This is a genomic window from Psychrobacter sp. T6-5 (assembly GCF_052258485.2).
In the GTDB taxonomy this organism is placed as follows: domain Bacteria; phylum Pseudomonadota; class Gammaproteobacteria; order Pseudomonadales; family Moraxellaceae; genus Psychrobacter.
In genome coordinates, this window is the sequence record NZ_JBQQEY020000001.1 from 1,968,377 (window position 1) to 1,987,702 (window position 19,326).

Sequence of the window (19,326 nt, forward strand, 5' to 3'; positions counted from 1 at the left end):
AGGTGGCGGTGTTGTATTTTGAAAAATGAAAAAAGCTACGATATATTAAGTATCATAGCTTTTAGCTTAGTCACACACCTTAAAAACTACTATTTTACATAAGAGCAATCTTTTTAGTTACCAGATGCCTTAAGTATATTGTGCATAATTAAGATATAACCTCCAAATATATAGGCTCACTATTTAGGTCAATCCTTTTAGGATCATAGACTACCTCATTTTTTCTATTTTTATGAAATGTGAATGTCGAAAACTTTCCAATATCATCATCTTGAAAACTTACTAAAACAGTAAGACCTTCTAAAGGAAAATTACCATACCATTTTTTCTTAAATTTATTTAAAAATATTATTGATTGAACGAAAGGATCTTTATCCGTAAAATCTTCAATATGAAATTTATTAGTTGAAGCCTCGAAGCCAGAAAAATCAAGAAAATCTTCCTCAATTTCTTTCTTATTAAGTGAATCCTTATTATAGTTAGTAGGAAAGGTTTCTGCTAAAAATATACAATCGTCAACAGCTAAGAAACCTTGCTTAAGTACATCTTCCAGTCTTTTGTCTAAATCGCTTTCCAATATTATACCTTTGTTAGATGTTAGATAACTTGACATTAGTGAGTTAGCATAGATCACGATTATTCTCCTAAGTATTTTAAGCCTTTATTGATGCCATTTTTAAAATCATCATTTTTTAGTAATTTTTGTATAGACTTTGGTGCTACTAGACCATCAGAGATTTTACCAGTGTAAAGTTTTCCATCCGCTGGATTATAATAGTACTTAGCGTTATTAGCATCTTGATAATGTACTTGACCAGGTCGCTCTCCAGGAGCTGGATTCTCCACATCTATTCTTGCTTTTGAACCTTTTTCTTTCCAAACAGTTTTACTACTAGTTTGAGTACCATTTGCTCCTAACATGGATGAACTTGAAGTGCTATTAGATGCTTTACTAGTAGCTCCTTTAACAATACGCGAACCACCTACACCTATTGCACCTTGAGCTATGAGTCCAAGTATACCATCTTGTCTATACGAGGCATCACTTTCCCATCTTGAGTATCGACTTAAAAACTGATCATTATTGAATGTCACCCCTGTACGTAAACTCCCTCTTCCGAGTCCACCTAGATTCTCTATCTGAGAATATAGTTTGGGGTCGAAAAGTGTATTGCCTTTATACTGCCCGCTTCCAGCATAATAGTTTTTTACATGCTCTCCACATTTTTGATAGTTATAGTTTGTCTCACAATCATTAGCAAATGCGGTTTGTTGCTTTTTATCTAAGTTTTTATAAAAATTATTAATTTCTTCTATACGCCTTCCATTTCCTTTCGCTTTTTTTAAGTCATTAATCCACTGTTGCAGCTGAATATGATTAAGATAATTATTCTGCGTCTGACTAAAACTCGTAGCCGTACTCGCAGTATCTCCACCTACTAGTGCGCCAGCTGCTGTTGATAAACCTAATAAAAGTGCATCACGAGTGGTCTCATCAACGCCTTGCTTCTCTAAATACTTATCTACTGCTGGAACAGAAACCGCCGTGGTTCCACTGGCTAATGCACCTTCTACACTACCTGTTGCAATAGCGCCAACTAACGTATGTAAGGCAACGCGATAAGTGCCACCTTCTGCCCATTTATCGGCTTCATCTACTTTACCTTCATTGATAAGATCTAATTGACGGTTACTCGCAAAGTCTCCTACCGCCTTCGGCGCTTCCTTGCCAAACTCCTGCGTAATCTGCGTCTGCGCCCCAAGCTCTTTATTAACTCGACCAGCATCAAAGCTATTCTCAAGAATGCCTGCATACTCTGCGCGGTTGTCCGTGGTGATGTCTTTATTACCTGCAATACCTGTGATACCTGCACGAGTCACACTGCTATCACTGTCACTATCACTGCCATAGCCAAGGCCGTTCATGCTAGGGTTTTTATCTTTACCCACACTTAAACCTACAGAGATCGCATCACCCTCATAGCTCGTGGTGTTCTCAATATCTTGGGTGACTATACCGCCAAGACTCGTATAGTTATTGCGTCCAGCCGCTACTGCCGCATCAGTGGTGGTAATGGCACCACCTATCAGCGTCGTTTTTCCTTTAGCAGCAAGATCAAGACCACCATCGCCTGTGAAGATGCCTGACTGCTCACCAACCCCTTTATAATCCGCACTTAAGTCAGTCTTGCCTCCATTAACCGAAAGACTAGAGCCTGCGCCACCACCTGCGATGTCGATATCAGCATTAAAACCCATGTTCTTTTGTTTGCTGTCGTAGGTAGTGGTATTTTAGTTTGAAAAATAAAAAAAGCTACGATTCGTTTAAAATCGTAGCTTTTAACTAAATTTACTTTACTTCTTCTTGGAATTATAGGCTTCATACAAGCTAAACCTTATAACTCTTTTTGTTCGAAACGCTGCAAATCAGTATTTTCTGCAACCAACTTATTACAGTATTCAATCCATTCTTGCGACCATCTAGCATGCTTATATTTCCAGACCGTTCCGTCTAAGACTACTCTATCATGAACTTTATTAAAGAGCGCAATATCTAATGCAGGATCTTTTGCTATCTTCTCTAAAACATTAATGTCTAATAACTCGGGTAGTAAAGTAGTTAAGTGTATATAACCTTCTTCATCTTCACAAACATCCAAGTAAAAGCAACCTGTTCTATCATCATAAGCTTTTTCACTTTCCTCTTCAGTAAATCGTTGGCTTACAAATATCTCGTAAAGCTCTCCAGGAAATAATATACCTACATATGTGCCCATGCTATCGAATGCGGTATATAACTTTTTCAACAAACAATAAGGTAGATAACAACTCTTTTCTTCAGGATAGCCCAAATAATCCAGTCTGATAGTTACACCTTCATGATCCATTAACCCCCAATGGTGCCATGCACCGCGACCTTCTCCAACATGTAGCATTTTAAAATTTTCAATATCTACGTAACTATAAGAAATACTCATTAAAAGTTCCTTTTATTTTCTAGAAAACTTATCCATCGGTGTTAATGGACCAGCACGCGTCACACTGCTATCACTGTCGCTATCGCTGCCATAGCCAAGGCCGTTCATACTGGCTTGCGGTTTATTATTAGTTTGACCAATGCTGACACCCACTTGGATCGCATCACCCTCATAGATCGTGGTGTTCTCAATGTCTTGCGTCTCTATACCGCCAAGACTTTCATAGTTGTTACGTCCTGCGTCACGAGCGGCTTCGGTAGTGGTAATCGCTCCGCCTATGAGTGTGATTTTACCCTTAGCGGTAAGATCAAGACCACCATCACCTGTAAAGAGTCCCGACTGCTCACCAACCCCTTTATAGTCTGCATTCAGGTTGGTTTTGCCACCGTTGACAGAGAGGCTATAGCCTTCACCTGTGGTCATATCAAGGTCAGCACTAAAGCCCATGTTTTTTTGCTTACTGTCATAGGTAGCCGTGTCTTGTAGTGACTCTATGTTGACGTCACCACCGATAGTGCCTTGAGCACGATCTGTATTAATGACGCCGCCTTTAATGTTGACATCATTACCGATGTCAAAAGTGGTGGTGCCGCCAACGTTGATTTGGCTATTGATGTAGAAATATAAAAAAAGCCACGATCTTTTTAGTATCATGGCTTTTACCTAATCAAGCTTATTTCAAACAGTTATAAATACCACTCTAAATCCATATTAATAAATACTATTATTCCATTTAAAAGCTCAATATAGTCTACCTATTCTTCATTTTCTATTAATAACTCAAAATTACATACTAAGCATCGTAGTTTTTAGTCTAAGTAAGTTATAGCTAAGAATTCAAAGGCTGCCAATTCTCGATTATATTTGTTAAAAATTCACTATGTTCTGGATGAATTTCCAAGAAACGCTGACATGCTTTTTTTGCGTAATCAAAACTAACTTCCTCGGATACATAGACCTTCATATCTGGATCATTAAACCCTATCTCAAAGCAAACCCCTTCAAATACATCATCAACATAAGGACTGTTTGGATCAGGATAATACCAATAACAACCTTCCACTCCTGCATTATCATAATTTACTAAAACATCATATATAGATTCTAAAAAAACACTACTTTTATATAGAGTGCTAAAGCATTCTTTTATAACTCCACTTGGCTTATTCTCATGAATTTCTTGCAAGTTGTAAAAATAATAATAATTTTCTGGTTCTTTAGGACAATAATGCAACTTACTATTGTGGATGGACATTACTGATTACTCCTGTTTTTGGATTTATATAAATTTGAAAACTCACCCCATTAACCACACCGTCATACTGTCTTTTATTAAGTGTAATAGCCTCTCTATAACCGTTAGTAGCTGCTTCTAGCCCCATATCTAGTATTTCAGAGTCTGAAAATTTAGCAGGATCATAAACAGTTTTAGGGGAGCTTACCTTCTTCCATCCATCACGATTGCCAGCTCTATCATACCCTGGAATTTCATATTTAACCGTCACAATACCATTTACACCTGTGGGAGTCTCTGATACAACTCTTCCACCATGCTTTTTTAATTCTGCTTCAAAATTGGCTCGATTATGACCACCACTAATACCTTTTGCTCGAGTAAACCCATCCGCATTAGCTAAGTGATATTTTAAATTATTATCAACACTCATATTTCTTAAATTATTTAGAAGCTGCTCTCTTTCCTCCTTTTGTGCTACCAACTTAGCAGCTGATATTCCAGCAGCTCTTATCGCTTTAAGCTCACTCAAAGGAATATAATACTGCTCTGGATAAAGTGGTTCTATTCTATCATCGCGAGTCGATATGTCTGACATTTGACTATTAATATTTTTGGCAACTTTATTAAAGTCTTTTTGGTTGTTTCTATTACCTTGATAGCTACCACCATAAGTGCCATAAATACTATTTTCATTATAGTAACCACTATCGTCAAACATATGAATCGGCTTATTTTGACTTACAGAGGTATTTCGGTCTTTCTCTAACTCTACATTGCCATATTTAGCTTTTAAGGTGCTATAAGATTTTTGAGCTATTGCTATATCATTTTCAATAATTTTTTCAAATGCTTGAGCGTTTTGACTATAAGCTGGTTTAGCAAAATCTTTTTTGAATGTCGCTAATCTATCATTTCCTTTTTTATCAAGTTCAGCATAGGTAACTGCATAAAGAAGACTTTTCTAGTATTCAACACCTCTTCCATATTTGCTAGCAAGATCTTTTGCTGATTCATTCAGTTTCTGCATCTCACTCCAATGTAGCTGCCTATTATTCGCATCGACATTGACCCCATTAATAGTACTGGCTGTATCCAGTCCAGCAGCAACTCCCGCTCCTGCCAATGCCAGACTGGTGATACCTTTGGTTGCATTACTTGCAGTATCCGCATCCATCCCTTGAGCAATGAGCGCATCTCTCATTTTAGCTTCAAGATTATTGATAGTAGGCGCAGCAGCAGCCACACCACCTGTCGTTAATGCGCCCTCAACACTACCCGTCCCCAAGGCACCAAGTGCCGTGTGAGCAGCGACTCTATAAATACCACCTTCATCCCATTTACTGATGGCTGCCATTTTCTCATCAGCACTCAGATTGGGGTTGGCTCTAATAGCATCCATACGATTTTTTGAGAACTCAGCCACCGCCTTTGGCGCTTCCTTGCCAAACTCCTGCGTAATCTGCGTCTGCGCACCAAGCTCCTCATTCACTTGACTGGCATCAAAGCTGTTTTCAAGAATGCCTGCATACTCTGCGCGATTGTCCGTGGTGATGTCTTTATTACCTGCAATACCTGTGATACCTGCTCGAGTCACACTACTATCACTGCCACCATCGCTGCCATAACCTGTACCACTCATACCAATTCTTCAAATAAAAATGAAAATCATTTGCATTTTTGAGTGATTTTTATTTAGAATGCTTCATTTACTTTAGACGGCTCAGTATGATGCACATGAACAATTTGGGCGTGACACAAGGTCTGCTTCGTCATAGGGGCAATGTCTCAAACACCATACAAAAACAGGTTTTACATTCCATATTTTGGGTAAGCGCTACGCTGCGTACTCACTCTGATGTTAGACAACAAGTAGCCGTTATATGAAAGCAATGTCTCTCTCCATCCGTCTGTTTGGGACAGCATGCTTAGGCTTAGTGTTAAGTAGTTGTCATTCATCTGATGCCACCTCGTCCGCACCTGCCCTAGAGACACAAAACGCCTTAACGCAGCCTCTATCGGTACAATCTCCTTCTAAGGTAATGACACCAGATTGGGGCATCGCTGCAACGTTAACTGCCATGGGCTACCCGCCAGTGGCAATAGGTGATAAGCCTTTTTATAAAGAATGGGTTGGCAAACCTATTATCCCTGCTACCACATACGACGTGGGTACTCGCTATCAGCCCAATCCCGAAATGTTCTCTCAGCTCGATCTAGATGTGGTAATAGACACCGGGTTTTATGAGCATTTGCGTCCTATGTATGGCGACTTGCCCATTCACTCTATTGAGCTGAGCAGTCTAAATAGAGTTGCCAAATGGGAAGACTTTATAGAGCCCACGTTAGAACTGGGTCGCTCTATTCATCAGCCTCAAGCGGCACAACACTATCTTGACCAGAGTAAAAGTCAAATAACACAAGCAGGTCATACATTTCATACGCGCTACCCTCATATCAAAAAACTGGCGGTAGTCCAATTTGCTGATACCAATAATTTACGTATGTTTTCATACAACAGCTTGTTTCAGCCAGCACTAAACGCCATGGGGTTAGAACTGGTGGCATTCGCAGATGGCAATCAATGGGGCTTTGCGCCCATTATGCTAGGGGATTTGGCACAGCTCGATGATGATACTTGCTTGGTGATCATAGAGCCTATCGGCGACCTACTTAAGCTGGAGCTAGAATCCAGCTTGGTATGGCAACGCTTGGGATACTCGTTTGACAATGATCCAAAATCTGCCGATAAAGGTCGCTGTCTAACCCTACTACCGGCCACTTGGAACAATAGTGGCGTGGCTTCTATGAATGTCTTGGCCGATCGATTAATGAATGCCACGCTTGTAGGCAATACCGACTTATGATGAAAAACAATGTTTTGTCTATTAACCGTCTTTATTTAATGGTTGCTTTTTTGATCGTGATGGCAATATTCAGCAGTTACGCTGTCATACATCAGTTATGGAATCTACCATTCATAGAGCTGTTCACTCCGTCATTTGACTTGTCGCTTTCGGATATGAGTATCCAGCTGCAAATCGTGCCGACCATGATCGTGGCATCAACTGCAGGTGGCCTTTTAGGCTTAGTTAGTGTCTTGCTACAACAGTTGGTAAAAAACACGCTGGCGTCAGACACAACATTGGCGGTGGGCAGTGGCGCAAATATGTCACTGCTACTTGTGACATTATTTTTCCCTAGTTTCAATCTAGGAGGTAGCTTTTGGGTCGCCTTTATAGGGGCCATTAGCAGCATGGCAATTGTATTCATCCTCGCCGCACCAAGTCGCATGAATCCTCTGGTGCTGGTGTTAGGAGGATTGGTCACCAATATCTTATTGGGTGCTATCGCCGCCTTATTGATGATTTATTATGCCGAAGAATCCTTAAATGTCATGGTATGGGCAGCTGGCAGCCTTACGCAAAACAATTGGCAAGTGTCTATTGTATTAACCATTGCCAGTGTGGTCGCCTTTATCAGTTTAATGCCCTTATTAAAACCGCTAGAAATCATGAGCCTAGACGATAGGCAGGCAAAAAGTTTGGGCATACCTATCAATCTTATTCGAGGACTGGTAGTGGGATTGGTGGCGATATTAACGGCCCTTGTCGTAAGCCGTGTAGGACCTATTGGTTTTATCGGACTGGGTGCTGCTACCCTCGTCAACGTATTTTCTGTCAGACATATCGGTTACCGTCTGCTCTTGGGCTATGGATTTGGGGCACTTCTGCTCTGGGTGACCAGCAATGTCACCACGGTACTACAGCATTACCTGAGCTTAAACATTCCTGCTGATGCGATGACTGCCTTACTTGGCGCGCCATTGGTCATATGGCTAATCGTAACCCAAAGCCAGCCGCATAAAAATGAGATTAGCCCAACGCTTATTTCAGAACGCCGCGAACCGCATTTACTTCTCTGGAGTGTCGCCTTAGTCCTACTAATTGTCGGCATACTTGTTTTCACTGCCACAGCAAATGGCTGGCAATTGAATGCCGTATGGAGTTTGATTGTTGATTTTAGACTGCCTCGCACCCTAAGCGCGGCTGCTACTGGCGTGATGCTAGCGACTGCGGGCGTGCTACTGCAAACCTTGACGCGCAACCCTATGGCCAGTCCTGAGGTACTGGGTATCAGCTCAGGTTCTGCAATCGGCGTGATATTGGCCTTTGTGTTCTTGCCCAGTTTTGGCTACGCAGGCATTGTGCTGTCAGGATTATTGGGCGCAGCGATTGTGCTCATCTTGATATTATGGCTGGCTCGTAGAATAAATCCTGCCTATTTGCTGTTGGTTGGCGTGGCGATTGCCGCCTTGATGGGAGGTTTGTTAAGTCTGGTCAAAATATCTGGAGATCAGCGCTTGCAAGCAGTTCTCAGTTGGTTATCGGGCTCCACTTATCTGGCCAGCCCTGAGACTGCATGGCTACTTGTGATATTCGCCCTGTTGCTTTTTTTATTGAGTTTTATGCTGATAAAACCACTAGAGATACTGAGCTTAGGCAGCGGGATAGCGCGTGAGCTTGGTGTCTCTTTAAGGCTGTTTCAAAGCTTGATATTAATCTTAGTGGCAGCGCTTAGTACCATATCAACATTGGCAGTCGGTCCGCTTAGTTTTATTGGTTTAATGATTCCACATCTTGCCTCGACGCTCGGCGCGGTTCAGCTCAAGCGCCAATTGCCACTGGCGGCTATTTTAGGTGCCGCATTAATGGTGCTGGCGGATTGGCTTGGGCGTTATATCATATTTCCTTACGAGATACCGGCTGGCACCATTGCCGCTATTATTGGTGGTGCGTACTTCTTATACCTGATGCGCCGTATCAAAGCGTGATTCACACCACTACTTATAATACTACTCTATAAAGAGGTGTCTTGTTTAATGTCATTCACGCTTCTATGAGTGTTGATGAGGCATTGGTTCATCATGGCTTTATCATACTATGCGTTGATATTGTTGCATGCTCATTCCTTTTTTCATCGAATAGGTCAGCTCGCGCCCTATTCATTCATGCAATTTTATCAAATACTCAAGCTCACCGATCAGACACGTAGGCAAATGTGTCAAAAATATCTCTATATTGTATTGCTAATAATTCTCATTATCATTATCATGTACGCAATTGATCGTGACACTTTAAGCCTATCAAACAGTCTGTCACTGACAAAACCGTATATTGATTATTCATTCAATGCTGCATCAAGAGAATGTTAAGCCAATTAACCTAATACTTTTATCGAGATACCATCTGATGTTTATCATTACAAAAGGCACCAAGCGACATAAACCCAGCTCCTTGAGTTGGTTCATCAAACAAACAATGCATCTGTCAGCCATTGCTTCACTAGCAGTCAGCTCATCTATCATTCATGCTGAAACCACCGACCAATCCGCAACTGGTGATAGTATCGCCATCAATGATGCTGACAAAAAAGCCGAACCCAGTACCACGCTAGAGACTATCGTGGTCACGGCAGATATAGACGCACAGATTACTGAAAATACCGACCGCTATACTATTCCGACCACCAGTAGCGCCACTGGACTGGCACTCTCTGCAAAAGAAACCCCGCAGGCCACCAGTGTAGTGACCAATCAGCAAATCAAAGATCAAAACTCAACCAATCTAACAGAGGTGCTCAAACGCGCACCTGGTATTCAGGTAGGCAGTATCGATGGCGCTCGCAGTGGGTTCTCAGCGAGAGGGTTTGGTATTACTGGTTTTCAGATTGATGGCTTGAATACAGATTTTGTTCAGCAAGCAGCGATGGGTGAATATTCAGCCAATACTGCTATGTTTGATCATGTTGAAATAGTACGTGGTGCGACAGGTTTGATGAGTGGCTCAGGCGACCCTTCTGCCAACGTCAATCTCATTCGCAAACGTGCCGACAGCACAGTATCCGCCACCGAACTCTCTGCCAACGTTGATCGTTATGGCAATTATGGTGTGAGCGTCGATCGCAGTCAGTCATTGACCAAAGATGGCGCGGTACGTGGCCGAGTCGTGGCAAGTTATCAAGATGGCGACACCTTTATCGATCGCCAAGAGCTGGGGCAAAACCTAATCTATGCCACAGTGGATGCTGATGTGAGTGACGCCACCACCGTCAGTGTGGGCGCAAGCCGTCAGCACAATAAATCAAAATCGACCATGTGGGGCGGTTTGCCAAGTTATTTGAGTGATGGCTCAAAAGCTGAGTGGGACACCAGTAAAAACGGTAGTGCTGACTGGTCAAACTGGGACTCTGACAATGTTTACTACTTCGCTGACATCGATCATGATTTTAATGAAGACTGGAACCTAACCACCAATGCCAGTTACAACGAGAGCGACAGCAGCCCAAAACTCCTTTACATGTATGCCAGCAGCTTTGATCCTGACGCTGGACTGATTTATAACTTAAATCCATTCCATGCCGATACTGAACGCAAGCAAATCAATGTAAAAACCGAGCTGACGGGTAATTTTGATGCACTAGGCAGAACGCATCAAGTCATCGTCGGTGGCTCTTACAATAAAAGCGATCTTGATACCTTTACCTATACAGCGCCGCCTGATGGACTTTTACCAATATCTGACTTCGATAACTGGGATGGCAGCTATGCTGAGCCAGCATGGGGCGCCAAAACCCAAAGCTCTGATGTCACGACTAAGGAAAAAGCCATCTTTGCCGCCACTCAGCTTAAGCTAACGGATCCCTTGTCAGTGATTTTAGGATCGCGTGTGTCTGAATATGAGCGCTCGGGTTTTCAGTATGGAACTAAAATGAATACTGAATCCGAGCATATTTGGGCGCCTTATGCGGGCATTACTTATGATATTAATAACAATCATAGTATCTATAGCAGCTATAGTACTATTTTTAAACCTCAGTCAGAGCGCGATATCAATGGTACTTATCTCGATCCTGTCGAAGGAAAAAACTACGAGATTGGTCTAAAAAGTGAGTCAGATAATGGCGCACTACAAAGTCAAGTCAGCATTTTTAGAATCGAGCAAAATGATCTTGCTCAAGATAGTGGTCAAATAATACCAGGTGCCGGTCTTGAGAGAGCCTACTTTGGTGTAGATGCTGTAAGTCAAGGCGTTGAAGTCGAAGTTACCGGTCAGCTTAGCGACAAGCTAAAGGCCGCTATTGGCTACACGCATTTTAATGCTGAGGGTCGAGATGGTAAACCCGTTAACACAGGCTACGCCGACACCACGCTGAATTTGTTTGCCACCTATGATATGAACGATATCGTTCCTAATTTGACAGTTGGTGGCGGTATCGATTGGTCAAACGGCTACTATGGTGTGGTCACCAACCCTGTGACTGGTCAATCTGAAAAATATGGTCAAGACAATGTGACACTAGCAAGTATCATGGCCAAATATGCCATCAATGACAACTTAGAAGCACAGCTTAACGTCAACAATTTATTCAACCAAAAGTATCTTGCTGGCGAAAACTTCTTTGGATTAACGTATGGCGAGCCTTTAAACGTAGTCGGTAGAGTGACTTATCGCTTTTAGTCTAAATATTAGGGCGTGTTGAGCTTGAAAGTTAACATCTAACAAATTGACATTCAGGGTCGGCTTATAATACCATTGATAATTACTTTCATTCATCTCAACGATGATCCTATAATAACTTTTTGGAGTAATCCCATGCAGTGGACTAAACCAGCTTTTCAAGACATCCGTATCGGTTTCGAAATCACTATGTATTTTGAAGCACGCTAAAAACTCATAGACCTGAATACATTAAAAGCCCTAGATGATTAGGGCTTTTACTTTTTTAGCAATTTGGAAATATTGATCTATGTATATTCACGTTTTAGGCTCAGCAGCGGGCGGCGGTTTCCCGCAGTGGAACTGTAACTGCGAAAACTGCCATGGCGTACGCCAAGGCACCATTGAAGCAAAGACCCGTACCCAGTCTTCGATTGCCATATCAGAAAATGGCACCGATTGGATTTTGTTTAACGCTTCACCGGATATTCGCCAGCAGCTATTTGACTTTAAAGCAGCTCAACCAGCCCGTCATCTAAGAGACACAGGCATCACCGATGTGGTGTTGATGGACAGTCAGCTTGATCATACCACAGGCCTATTGACCTTACGTGAAGGCTGCCCTATCTCTGTTTGGTGTACAGATATGGTGCATGAAGACCTCAGCACAGGTTTTCCGCTGTTTACGATGTTAAAGCATTGGAACGGCGGCCTACAATATAATCAAATCGATCCAAAACAGCGCTTTCAAATTGACGGTTACAGCAATTTAGAGCTAACGCCTTTGGTCATCAGAAGCTCAGCGCCGCCGTATTCGCCGCACCGTAACGACCCTCATGATGGCGACAATATTGCGCTGATTGTGAAAGATTTAAAAACACAAAAGCAGCTGTTCTATGCGCCAGGCTTGGGCAAAATTGATGATGACGTGATGCAAATCATGAAAGCGTCTGATTGTGTGATGATTGACGGCACGCTATGGACAGACGACGAGATGCAAGAACGCGGCGTTGGCACGAAAACGGGCCAAGACATGGGGCATTTGCATATCAGTGGTGACGATGGCTCGCTACATTATCTAGATCAGCTCGATAATACTCGTAAGGTGCTCATTCATATCAACAATACCAATCCGATATTAAACGAGCAATCTGAACAAGCGGCGACATTAAAACAGCACGGTGTTGAAGTGGCCTTTGATGGCATGCAGATAGAGCTTTAAGACAAACGGTAAGATAAAGACAGCAATCGCAAGGTAACAATAATGCAAGAACAAACCGCAGCACTCACCCCAGAAGCGTTTGAACAAGCGATTATGGCAAAAGGTCAGTATTACCACATCCACCATCCTTTTCATATCATGATGCACGAAGGGCGCGCGACCCAGCAGCAAATCCAAGCGTGGGTCGCCAATCGATTTTATTATCAAATCAATATCCCACTAAAAGACGCGGCAATTATGGCAAACTGTCCCGATCAGCGCGTGCGTCAAGAGTGGATCCAGCGCATGATTGATCAAGATGGCGTTTATCCTGATGGCGGCGGGCGCGAAGCGTGGCTTGGTCTGGCGGAAGCAGTTGGTCTGACGCGTGAGCAGGTGATTTCGGAAGAATTGGTATTACCGGGTGTGCGTTTTGCTGTTGATGCTTATGTGAATTTTGCTCGCCGTACGTCATGGCGTGAGGCGGCGAGCAGCTCATTGACCGAGCTGTTTGCGCCGCAGATTCACCAGTCGCGCTTAGAGTCTTGGCCCAAGCACTATCCTTGGATCAAAGAAGAAGGCTATACCTATTTTCGCTCGCGCCTCAGTCAAGCGCGCCGCGATGTTGAGCATGGTCTGACCATTACCCTTGACTCATTCAAGACGGCTCAAGAGCAAGAACGCATGCTTGAGATATTACAATTTAAACTCGATATTTTGTGGACGATTTTGGATGCCTTGAGCCTCGCCTATGTGCATGACCAAGCGCCTTATCAAAGCGTCACCACTGAGAATGTCTGGCATAAAGGATTGTTCAAATGAGTATACCCGCTAGTTTACCTGAGCTGGATCAATCTCTGGTTCCCACATGGCGTCACGGCTATCGCTTCCAGTTTGAGCCAGCGCAAGACGCTTATGTCTTACTCTACCCTGAAGGGATGATTACCCTTAACGATAGCGCCAGTATTATTGGACAACATATCGATGGCACCGCATCGGTTGCTGATATTATTAAAAAAGTGCAAGCGATGTTTGGCGATGTCCCTGAAATCGAGCAAGACATCATTGAATATATGCTGGTTGCCCAGCGCGAACATTGGATTGACTTAGTATGACTGCACCCGTCGGACTGCCGCTATGGTTACTCGCTGAGTTGACCTATCGCTGCCCCTTACAATGCCCATATTGCTCCAACCCGATTGATTATGCTCAGTATAAAGAAGAGCTGACGACAGCGGAGTGGTTTGATGTGTTTGATCAGGCGCGGCAAATGGGCGCGGTACAGCTGGGGTTTTCTGGCGGTGAGCCACTGGTGCGTCAAGACCTAGAAGAAATGGTCGCCTATGCGCATCAGAAAGGTTTTTATACCAACCTCATCACCTCAGGCATGGGACTGACTGAAGCACGCATTGCCAGTCTAAAAGAAGCGGGTCTACAGCATATTCAGATCAGCTTCCAAGCCAGTGATCCATCGGTGAACAATGCATTGGCAGGTTCAAAACATGCTTTTGAGCAAAAGTATGAGATGTCACGCCTGGTCAAGCAGTACGACTATCCAATGGTGCTTAACTTTGTGATTCATCGGCAAAACATCGATCAGATCGACCAGATTATTGATCTCTGCTTAGAGTTAGAGGCCGATACGGTTGAATTAGCTATCTGTCAGTTTTATGGTTGGGCATTTGAAAATATCGAAGGCTTACTACCGACCAAAGCGCAAGTGGTTAGAGCCGAACGCATTACCAATGAATATCGCCAAAAAATCGAAGAACGTGGTATCAAATGCAAACTCATTTTTGTGGTGCCTGATTACTACGAAGAGCGGCCAAAACCTTGTATGGATGGCTGGGGTAAGATTTTCTTGACTGTGGCACCTGATGGCACCGCCTTACCTTGTCATGCTGCCAGACAGCTACCCATGTCCTTTCCCAATGTCAGGCAGACGCCATTAAAAGACATCTGGTATGACTCAGACAGCTTCAATCAATATCGCGGTGATGAATGGATGCCTGACATGTGCCAAAGCTGCCCCGATAAAGAGCGCGATTATGGCGGCTGTCGTTGCCAAGCGTTTATGTTAACAGGCGATGCCAAAAATGCCGATCCTGTGTGCGGCAAATCGCCCTATCATTATCTGATTGAGGAAGCACGTGTCAATAGCGAGACGCCAACTCCGTTTGAAGCGCTGCGCTTTAGGAACCCTAAAAATTCTAAACTATTAAGTATGAGTCAAGAGCAACTGATTCCCACGCGTACGGTCACGGATTAATGATGAATAACCAGCCTATCATCTTTGATGGTCATAATGATCTACTAACCCGCCTGTGGCTAAGCTCGGCTGATGATCCTGTGCATGATTTTATTTATGGCACGCTACCGGGGCATTTGGATCTAGCTCGCTGTCAACAAGCAAATTGGATGGGCGGCTTGTTTTCTATTTTTTTACCACCCTACGCTTATGTGAAAAACAACCATCCTGACAAATTAGCCAATCCTTCACATTCAGATTTTACTGCGCAAGAAATCGTTGATATTTGCTGTGCACAATTAGCGCTTGCGCAGCAGTTGCAGGCGCGATCAAACGGTCAGATTCAAATCTGTACGTCTGTGGCACAAATTCAAGCCTGTCAGCAGAACCAGCAACTGGCTATCGTTCTGCATCTTGAAGGCGCTGAGTTTTTGGCTATTGAGCCTGACTTGCTGGATGTGTTTTATGAGGCGGGGCTTAGAAGTATTGGCCCACTTTGGAACAGAAAAAGCCTCTTTGGTGATGGCTTAAATGCGTCCTTTCCGCACTCTCCAGATACAGGATCTGGTCTCACCACTCAAGGCAAAGACCTTATTTTGGCGTGTCGTGATAAACACATGCTCATCGATGTGTCACACATGAATGAGCGTGCGTTTTGGGATACGTTAGAGATTATCGATCAGCCCATTGTCGCAACCCACTCGAACGCTCACGTTTTGTGTGCGCAAGCAAGAAACCTAACCGATCGCCAGCTGGCTGCCATTAAACAAAATGGTGGTCTAGTTGGAGTGAACTTCGATGTGGCCTTTTTGCGTGCGGATGGGCAGCGAGATACGCAGACCTCACTTGATGTGATTGTCGATCATCTTGATTATCTGATAGACCATCTGGGCGAAGATCACGTTGGCTTTGGTTCTGATTTTGATGGGTGCTTATTGCCTGATGAGTTGTCTGATATCAGTCAAATCGCTAAGCTGATTGATCGGATGCAACAGCGGCACTTCTCTGATGCGCTTATTGAAAAAGTCACGTCAAAAAATTGGTTTGCTGTACTTGATAAGATATGGCAGTGATGGCTGACGTGTTTTTTATAAAAAATAGCCATTGCCATATTCACTTAACTCAAAATATTTTTAGACACATTGCCCGTAGCATTAAATTCTAAAAAGCATTGCTTAACTACTTCTAAATCACCGATAACCGTTGTAGAGCTATGAAGTTCTCCATTAACATACTCCCAATCCTCTCTTGAAGCATCAGGGTTATAGGCTGTTCTAACATCTAAATAGCCTTCATCATCATAATCCAACAGCATCAGAAGATATCTTCCATTCGCCATATACACAGTTAACTTTAAAGGTTCAATATCTTCTTTAGCAAGTACATTTTCAATCATAACAGTGCCTCTGCAGTTAGCATTTAATTCATTTAGCTTTGATAAAATATGCTCTTTACTAGGTTTATCAACTATACGAATGCTTTTGCTCACACCATTGTCTATGTAGTATCCTTCGAATTTCATATCTATCATTTTTTGACCTCTTGAATTGATTCCATACCTAGTTTCCAGTAATCAATAACTGGTTTAGTATCTGTACCTTCTCTGCCTGAATATCCAGAAATAGTTAAAGATGCCATTTGTGATTTCTTAGCCATTGCTGCAATTTCACCTTGACAATAACCACAGACATCTTTGCCCGTCACTTTCAACTTTATATTAGCACCCTTAGCTGATGCTGATTAAAGGCGAAAGCGTTCATTTTTTATAATGGTTACGAAACTATTTTAGAAGGTGTCAAGGAACATAGTTTAACAAATAAGAAGCTTTTACCAGTAGTTGATATGATGCAGAAACACGCCAACAAATAGAAAATCAGACTCAAGAAATGGAGCTGGAAAAGCTATAAAGTGACGCACTCTATCGGATAGTTTTTATTGACTTTATCATCGCAATTCACATTGGTGGGCTGAACATTCAACCCACCAAAGATGTTGATCTTACGCAGGCCAACCTTCTAATACAATCTTGCCATGTGCTTGCTGGTTTTCTAGCATTTGATGCGCGTGACGTACATGCTCAGCTGTGATAGTGCCAAGATGATGGGCAACGGTGGTTTTGATCTCGCCTGCATCAATCATGTTGGCGACGTCCGTCAATAAGCGATGCTGTTCAATCATATCTGGCGTATGGAACATAGAGCGCGTAAACATAAACTCCCAATGTAGGCTTAGGCATTTAGTTTTAAGAAGCTTGGCGTCTAATGATTCAGGATCATCGATGAGCCCTAATTTACCTTGTGGCTTTAAGCATTTGATGATTTCTTCATAATGCTCATCGGTGTTATTGAGACTGATGGCGTAATCTACTTCAGTGACGCCTGTCTTTTGCAGTTCATCAAATAAAGGGTTGCGGTGATTGATGACATGATCTGCGCCTAAATCCTTTAACCACTGTACGCTCTCGTCTCGTGATGCCGTACCGATGACTGTGGCAGAGGTCCGTGTTTTTAATAACTGCGTTAAGATAGAACCAACCCCGCCTGCCGCACCAATGACTAATACTGAAACGTCATTATCACGCTCATCACTACCATTTTTATCTGTCGAATTATTAGTAACGGGCACTTGCAAACGCTCAAACAACATCTCCCAAGCCGTAATCGTAGTGAGAGGCAGTGCCGCCGCTTCAGCGAAAGACAACGATGCTGGCATACGCCCAACGATGCGCTCATCAACCAGCTGATATTCAGCATTACTACCTGAACGAGTCAAATCCCCTGCGTAATAGACCTTATCCCCAACTGAGAATAGGCTGACTTCTTCGCCAACCGCTGTCACGATGCCCGCCGCATCCCAGCCAATCACTGCATACTCACCCTCTGGTGCAGGACGCGATTGACGAATCTTATAATCTACGGGATTTACGGATATGGCTTTGACCTCTACCAAAATATCGTGGCCTGTCGCAGTTGGCTTATCAAGGGTAATGTCCTGTAGTGCTTGTTCGTTATCAATGGCGAGATTGTCTTGATAGCCAATGGCTTTTATTGTCTGATTTTGCATTGTTTTTATTCCTAATAATAAATCAATTAAGTAGAGTCCTCGCGCGAACCGTACTGAAATACATAGCGCTTAAAAGGTGGTCATATACTTTTAATACAACGACTGCAAGACCTGCTGTGTTTGGCGTGCCAGCTCTGCAATAGCTTCTTTGTCTAACGCATCGGCATGCGGTTGACCAAATTCGCCCCTAGCATCGCCATGTGCGCCATCTTTGATATCGTTGTCAAAATATTTACCCGTGTCGTCCGCGAACTCATCCGAGACAGCCAATGCCGTTAAGATATTTGCGCCTTTATCTGCTGATGACCAGTGATGACCGTAGGCTTCATCAACCATCTTGGTGTTCAGCAGTGATCCTGGGTTGACAGCGATCACATTGATACCATCGCTAGCGACTCTATCTGCCAAATCCATACTCCACATCGTGAGTGCCAACTTACTTTGCGCATAGGCAGCTTTGTCATCGAGACGCTCTTGTCCTACAAATGCCTTATATGATATTGGTGCTTGAGCAGCCGAGCTCAGATTCACAATACGCGCTTTACTAGATTGCTTGAGTAAAGGTAATAAAGCATTAGTCAGCTCATAAGGCGCTAAGTAATTGACCACAAAGCGTATATCCAAACCATCTTTAGTCATCGCTGATGCCGTGGTATAAATCCCTGCGTTGTTTATGAGGACGTCAAGCTTTGGCAGTGTGTCATTGATTTCTGCCGCCATCTTCAGCACATCTGTTAAGTCAGAGAAATCCGCCACAAACCCATCAATATGATCTACCGCGTCGCCTGTTGCCACGGCTTTTACTTCAGCGATGACACTGGCAAGTTTGTCAGCATCGCGGCCATGCAGGTACACTTGATGACCCGCTTCTGTTAACTTTAAAGCAGCCAATTTGCCAATACCATCCGTGCTTCCCGTGATCAAAATAGTTTTAGTTTTACTCATGATTGCAACCATCCTTATTATTTGATTATTTAACTTATGGTTATATTATTAGGTACACGCTACATTTTATCCGCCGTCATGGTATCCATTGTTATCAAAGTGTTGTGATTCACACAGCCACTATTAATAACGTTTCAATATTATTTTAAAAGTCGCGG

19 protein-coding genes and 1 pseudogene are annotated in these 19,326 nt (G+C 43.0%); 9 read left to right on the plus strand and 11 right to left on the minus strand.

Features of this window, described 5'->3' with window-relative positions; all coding sequences use genetic code 11:
• Positions 1-148: 148 nt before the first annotated feature.
• The 7 genes from ACTXGK_RS23100 to ACTXGK_RS23130 form a co-directional block, all read right to left on the minus strand.
• Entirely contained in the window at positions 149-634 is a 486-nt protein-coding gene (locus tag ACTXGK_RS23100) for a PM0498 family protein (RefSeq protein ID WP_443516224.1), read from the minus strand.
• Between the two features lie 2 nt (positions 635-636).
• Positions 637-2,259, minus strand: coding sequence for a hypothetical protein (locus ACTXGK_RS23105; RefSeq protein WP_443516222.1), 1,623 nt, complete (start codon positions 2,257-2,259; stop codon positions 637-639).
• A gap of 137 nt (positions 2,260-2,396) precedes the next feature.
• Positions 2,397-2,978: a hypothetical protein gene (locus ACTXGK_RS23110; RefSeq protein WP_443516220.1), complete on the minus strand. Its 582-nt coding sequence runs from the start codon at positions 2,976-2,978 to the stop codon at positions 2,397-2,399.
• 12 nt (positions 2,979-2,990) lie between these two features.
• A complete protein-coding gene (locus ACTXGK_RS23115) occupies positions 2,991-3,632 on the minus strand; it encodes a hemagglutinin repeat-containing protein (RefSeq protein WP_443516219.1) in 642 nt (213 codons plus the stop codon).
• 175 nt (positions 3,633-3,807) lie between these two features.
• Entirely contained in the window at positions 3,808-4,233 is a 426-nt protein-coding gene (cdiI, locus tag ACTXGK_RS23120) for a ribonuclease toxin immunity protein CdiI (protein ID WP_443516217.1), read from the minus strand.
• A complete protein-coding gene (locus ACTXGK_RS23125; RefSeq protein ID WP_443516216.1) occupies positions 4,217-4,933 on the minus strand; it encodes a CdiA family toxin C-terminal domain-containing protein in 717 nt (238 codons plus the stop codon). The genes cdiI and ACTXGK_RS23125 overlap by 17 nt, the downstream gene beginning before the upstream one ends.
• A gap of 243 nt (positions 4,934-5,176) precedes the next feature.
• Positions 5,177-5,854 carry a hypothetical protein gene (locus ACTXGK_RS23130; protein WP_443516214.1) on the minus strand — a complete coding sequence of 226 codons (678 nt, stop codon included), beginning with the start codon at positions 5,852-5,854 and terminating at the stop codon, positions 5,177-5,179.
• Positions 5,855-6,095: 241 nt separating this feature from the next.
• On the opposite strand from ACTXGK_RS23130, the gene ACTXGK_RS23135 reads away from it, so the two are divergent.
• From ACTXGK_RS23135 to ACTXGK_RS23175, 9 genes are all read left to right on the plus strand, one after another.
• Positions 6,096-7,079, plus strand: coding sequence for an ABC transporter substrate-binding protein (locus ACTXGK_RS23135; RefSeq protein ID WP_443516212.1), 984 nt, complete (start codon positions 6,096-6,098; stop codon positions 7,077-7,079).
• Positions 7,076-9,046, plus strand: a complete 1,971-nt coding sequence (gene fhuB, locus ACTXGK_RS23140) for a Fe(3+)-hydroxamate ABC transporter permease FhuB (RefSeq protein WP_443516210.1) — start codon at positions 7,076-7,078, stop codon at positions 9,044-9,046. The genes ACTXGK_RS23135 and fhuB overlap by 4 nt, the downstream gene beginning before the upstream one ends.
• Before the next feature lie 418 nt (positions 9,047-9,464).
• A complete protein-coding gene (locus ACTXGK_RS23145; protein ID WP_443516208.1) occupies positions 9,465-11,732 on the plus strand; it encodes a TonB-dependent siderophore receptor in 2,268 nt (755 codons plus the stop codon).
• Positions 11,733-11,867: 135 nt separating this feature from the next.
• Positions 11,868-11,942 carry a pyrroloquinoline quinone precursor peptide PqqA gene (pqqA, locus tag ACTXGK_RS23150; RefSeq protein WP_075107140.1) on the plus strand — a complete coding sequence of 25 codons (75 nt, stop codon included), beginning with the start codon at positions 11,868-11,870 and terminating at the stop codon, positions 11,940-11,942.
• A gap of 79 nt (positions 11,943-12,021) precedes the next feature.
• Entirely contained in the window at positions 12,022-12,933 is a 912-nt protein-coding gene (gene pqqB / locus ACTXGK_RS23155; protein ID WP_443516206.1) for a pyrroloquinoline quinone biosynthesis protein PqqB, read from the plus strand.
• Between the two features lie 42 nt (positions 12,934-12,975).
• On the plus strand, positions 12,976-13,734 hold the full coding sequence (gene pqqC, locus ACTXGK_RS23160; RefSeq protein WP_443516205.1) for a pyrroloquinoline-quinone synthase PqqC: 759 nt from the start codon (positions 12,976-12,978) through the stop codon (positions 13,732-13,734).
• Complete coding sequence (gene pqqD / locus ACTXGK_RS23165; RefSeq protein WP_443516203.1) at positions 13,731-14,027, plus strand: pyrroloquinoline quinone biosynthesis peptide chaperone PqqD; 297 nt, start codon at positions 13,731-13,733, stop codon at positions 14,025-14,027. The genes pqqC and pqqD overlap by 4 nt, the downstream gene beginning before the upstream one ends.
• Positions 14,024-15,181: a pyrroloquinoline quinone biosynthesis protein PqqE gene (gene pqqE, locus ACTXGK_RS23170; protein ID WP_443516201.1), complete on the plus strand. Its 1,158-nt coding sequence runs from the start codon at positions 14,024-14,026 to the stop codon at positions 15,179-15,181. Before pqqD ends, pqqE begins: the two co-directional genes overlap by 4 nt.
• Before the next feature lie 2 nt (positions 15,182-15,183).
• Complete coding sequence (locus ACTXGK_RS23175) at positions 15,184-16,233, plus strand: dipeptidase (RefSeq protein WP_443516199.1); 1,050 nt, start codon at positions 15,184-15,186, stop codon at positions 16,231-16,233.
• A 44-nt stretch (positions 16,234-16,277) separates the two neighbouring features.
• Here ACTXGK_RS23175 and ACTXGK_RS23180 read toward each other — a convergent pair whose 3' ends face one another.
• The 4 genes and pseudogenes from ACTXGK_RS23180 to ACTXGK_RS23195 all read right to left on the minus strand — a co-directional run bounded on the left by ACTXGK_RS23180 (position 16,278) and on the right by ACTXGK_RS23195 (position 19,168).
• A complete protein-coding gene (locus tag ACTXGK_RS23180) occupies positions 16,278-16,682 on the minus strand; it encodes a DUF6911 family protein (protein ID WP_443516198.1) in 405 nt (134 codons plus the stop codon).
• Positions 16,683-16,687: 5 nt separating this feature from the next.
• A pseudogene (locus ACTXGK_RS23185) lies at positions 16,688-16,882 on the minus strand (cytidine deaminase-like fold-containing protein); the annotation flags it as partial.
• Positions 16,883-17,158: 276 nt separating this feature from the next.
• A complete protein-coding gene (locus tag ACTXGK_RS23190) occupies positions 17,159-18,208 on the minus strand; it encodes a zinc-binding alcohol dehydrogenase family protein (RefSeq protein ID WP_443516430.1) in 1,050 nt (349 codons plus the stop codon).
• A 105-nt stretch (positions 18,209-18,313) separates the two neighbouring features.
• Positions 18,314-19,168, minus strand: coding sequence for an SDR family NAD(P)-dependent oxidoreductase (locus tag ACTXGK_RS23195; RefSeq protein WP_443516196.1), 855 nt, complete (start codon positions 19,166-19,168; stop codon positions 18,314-18,316).
• Positions 19,169-19,326: the final 158 nt, after the last annotated feature.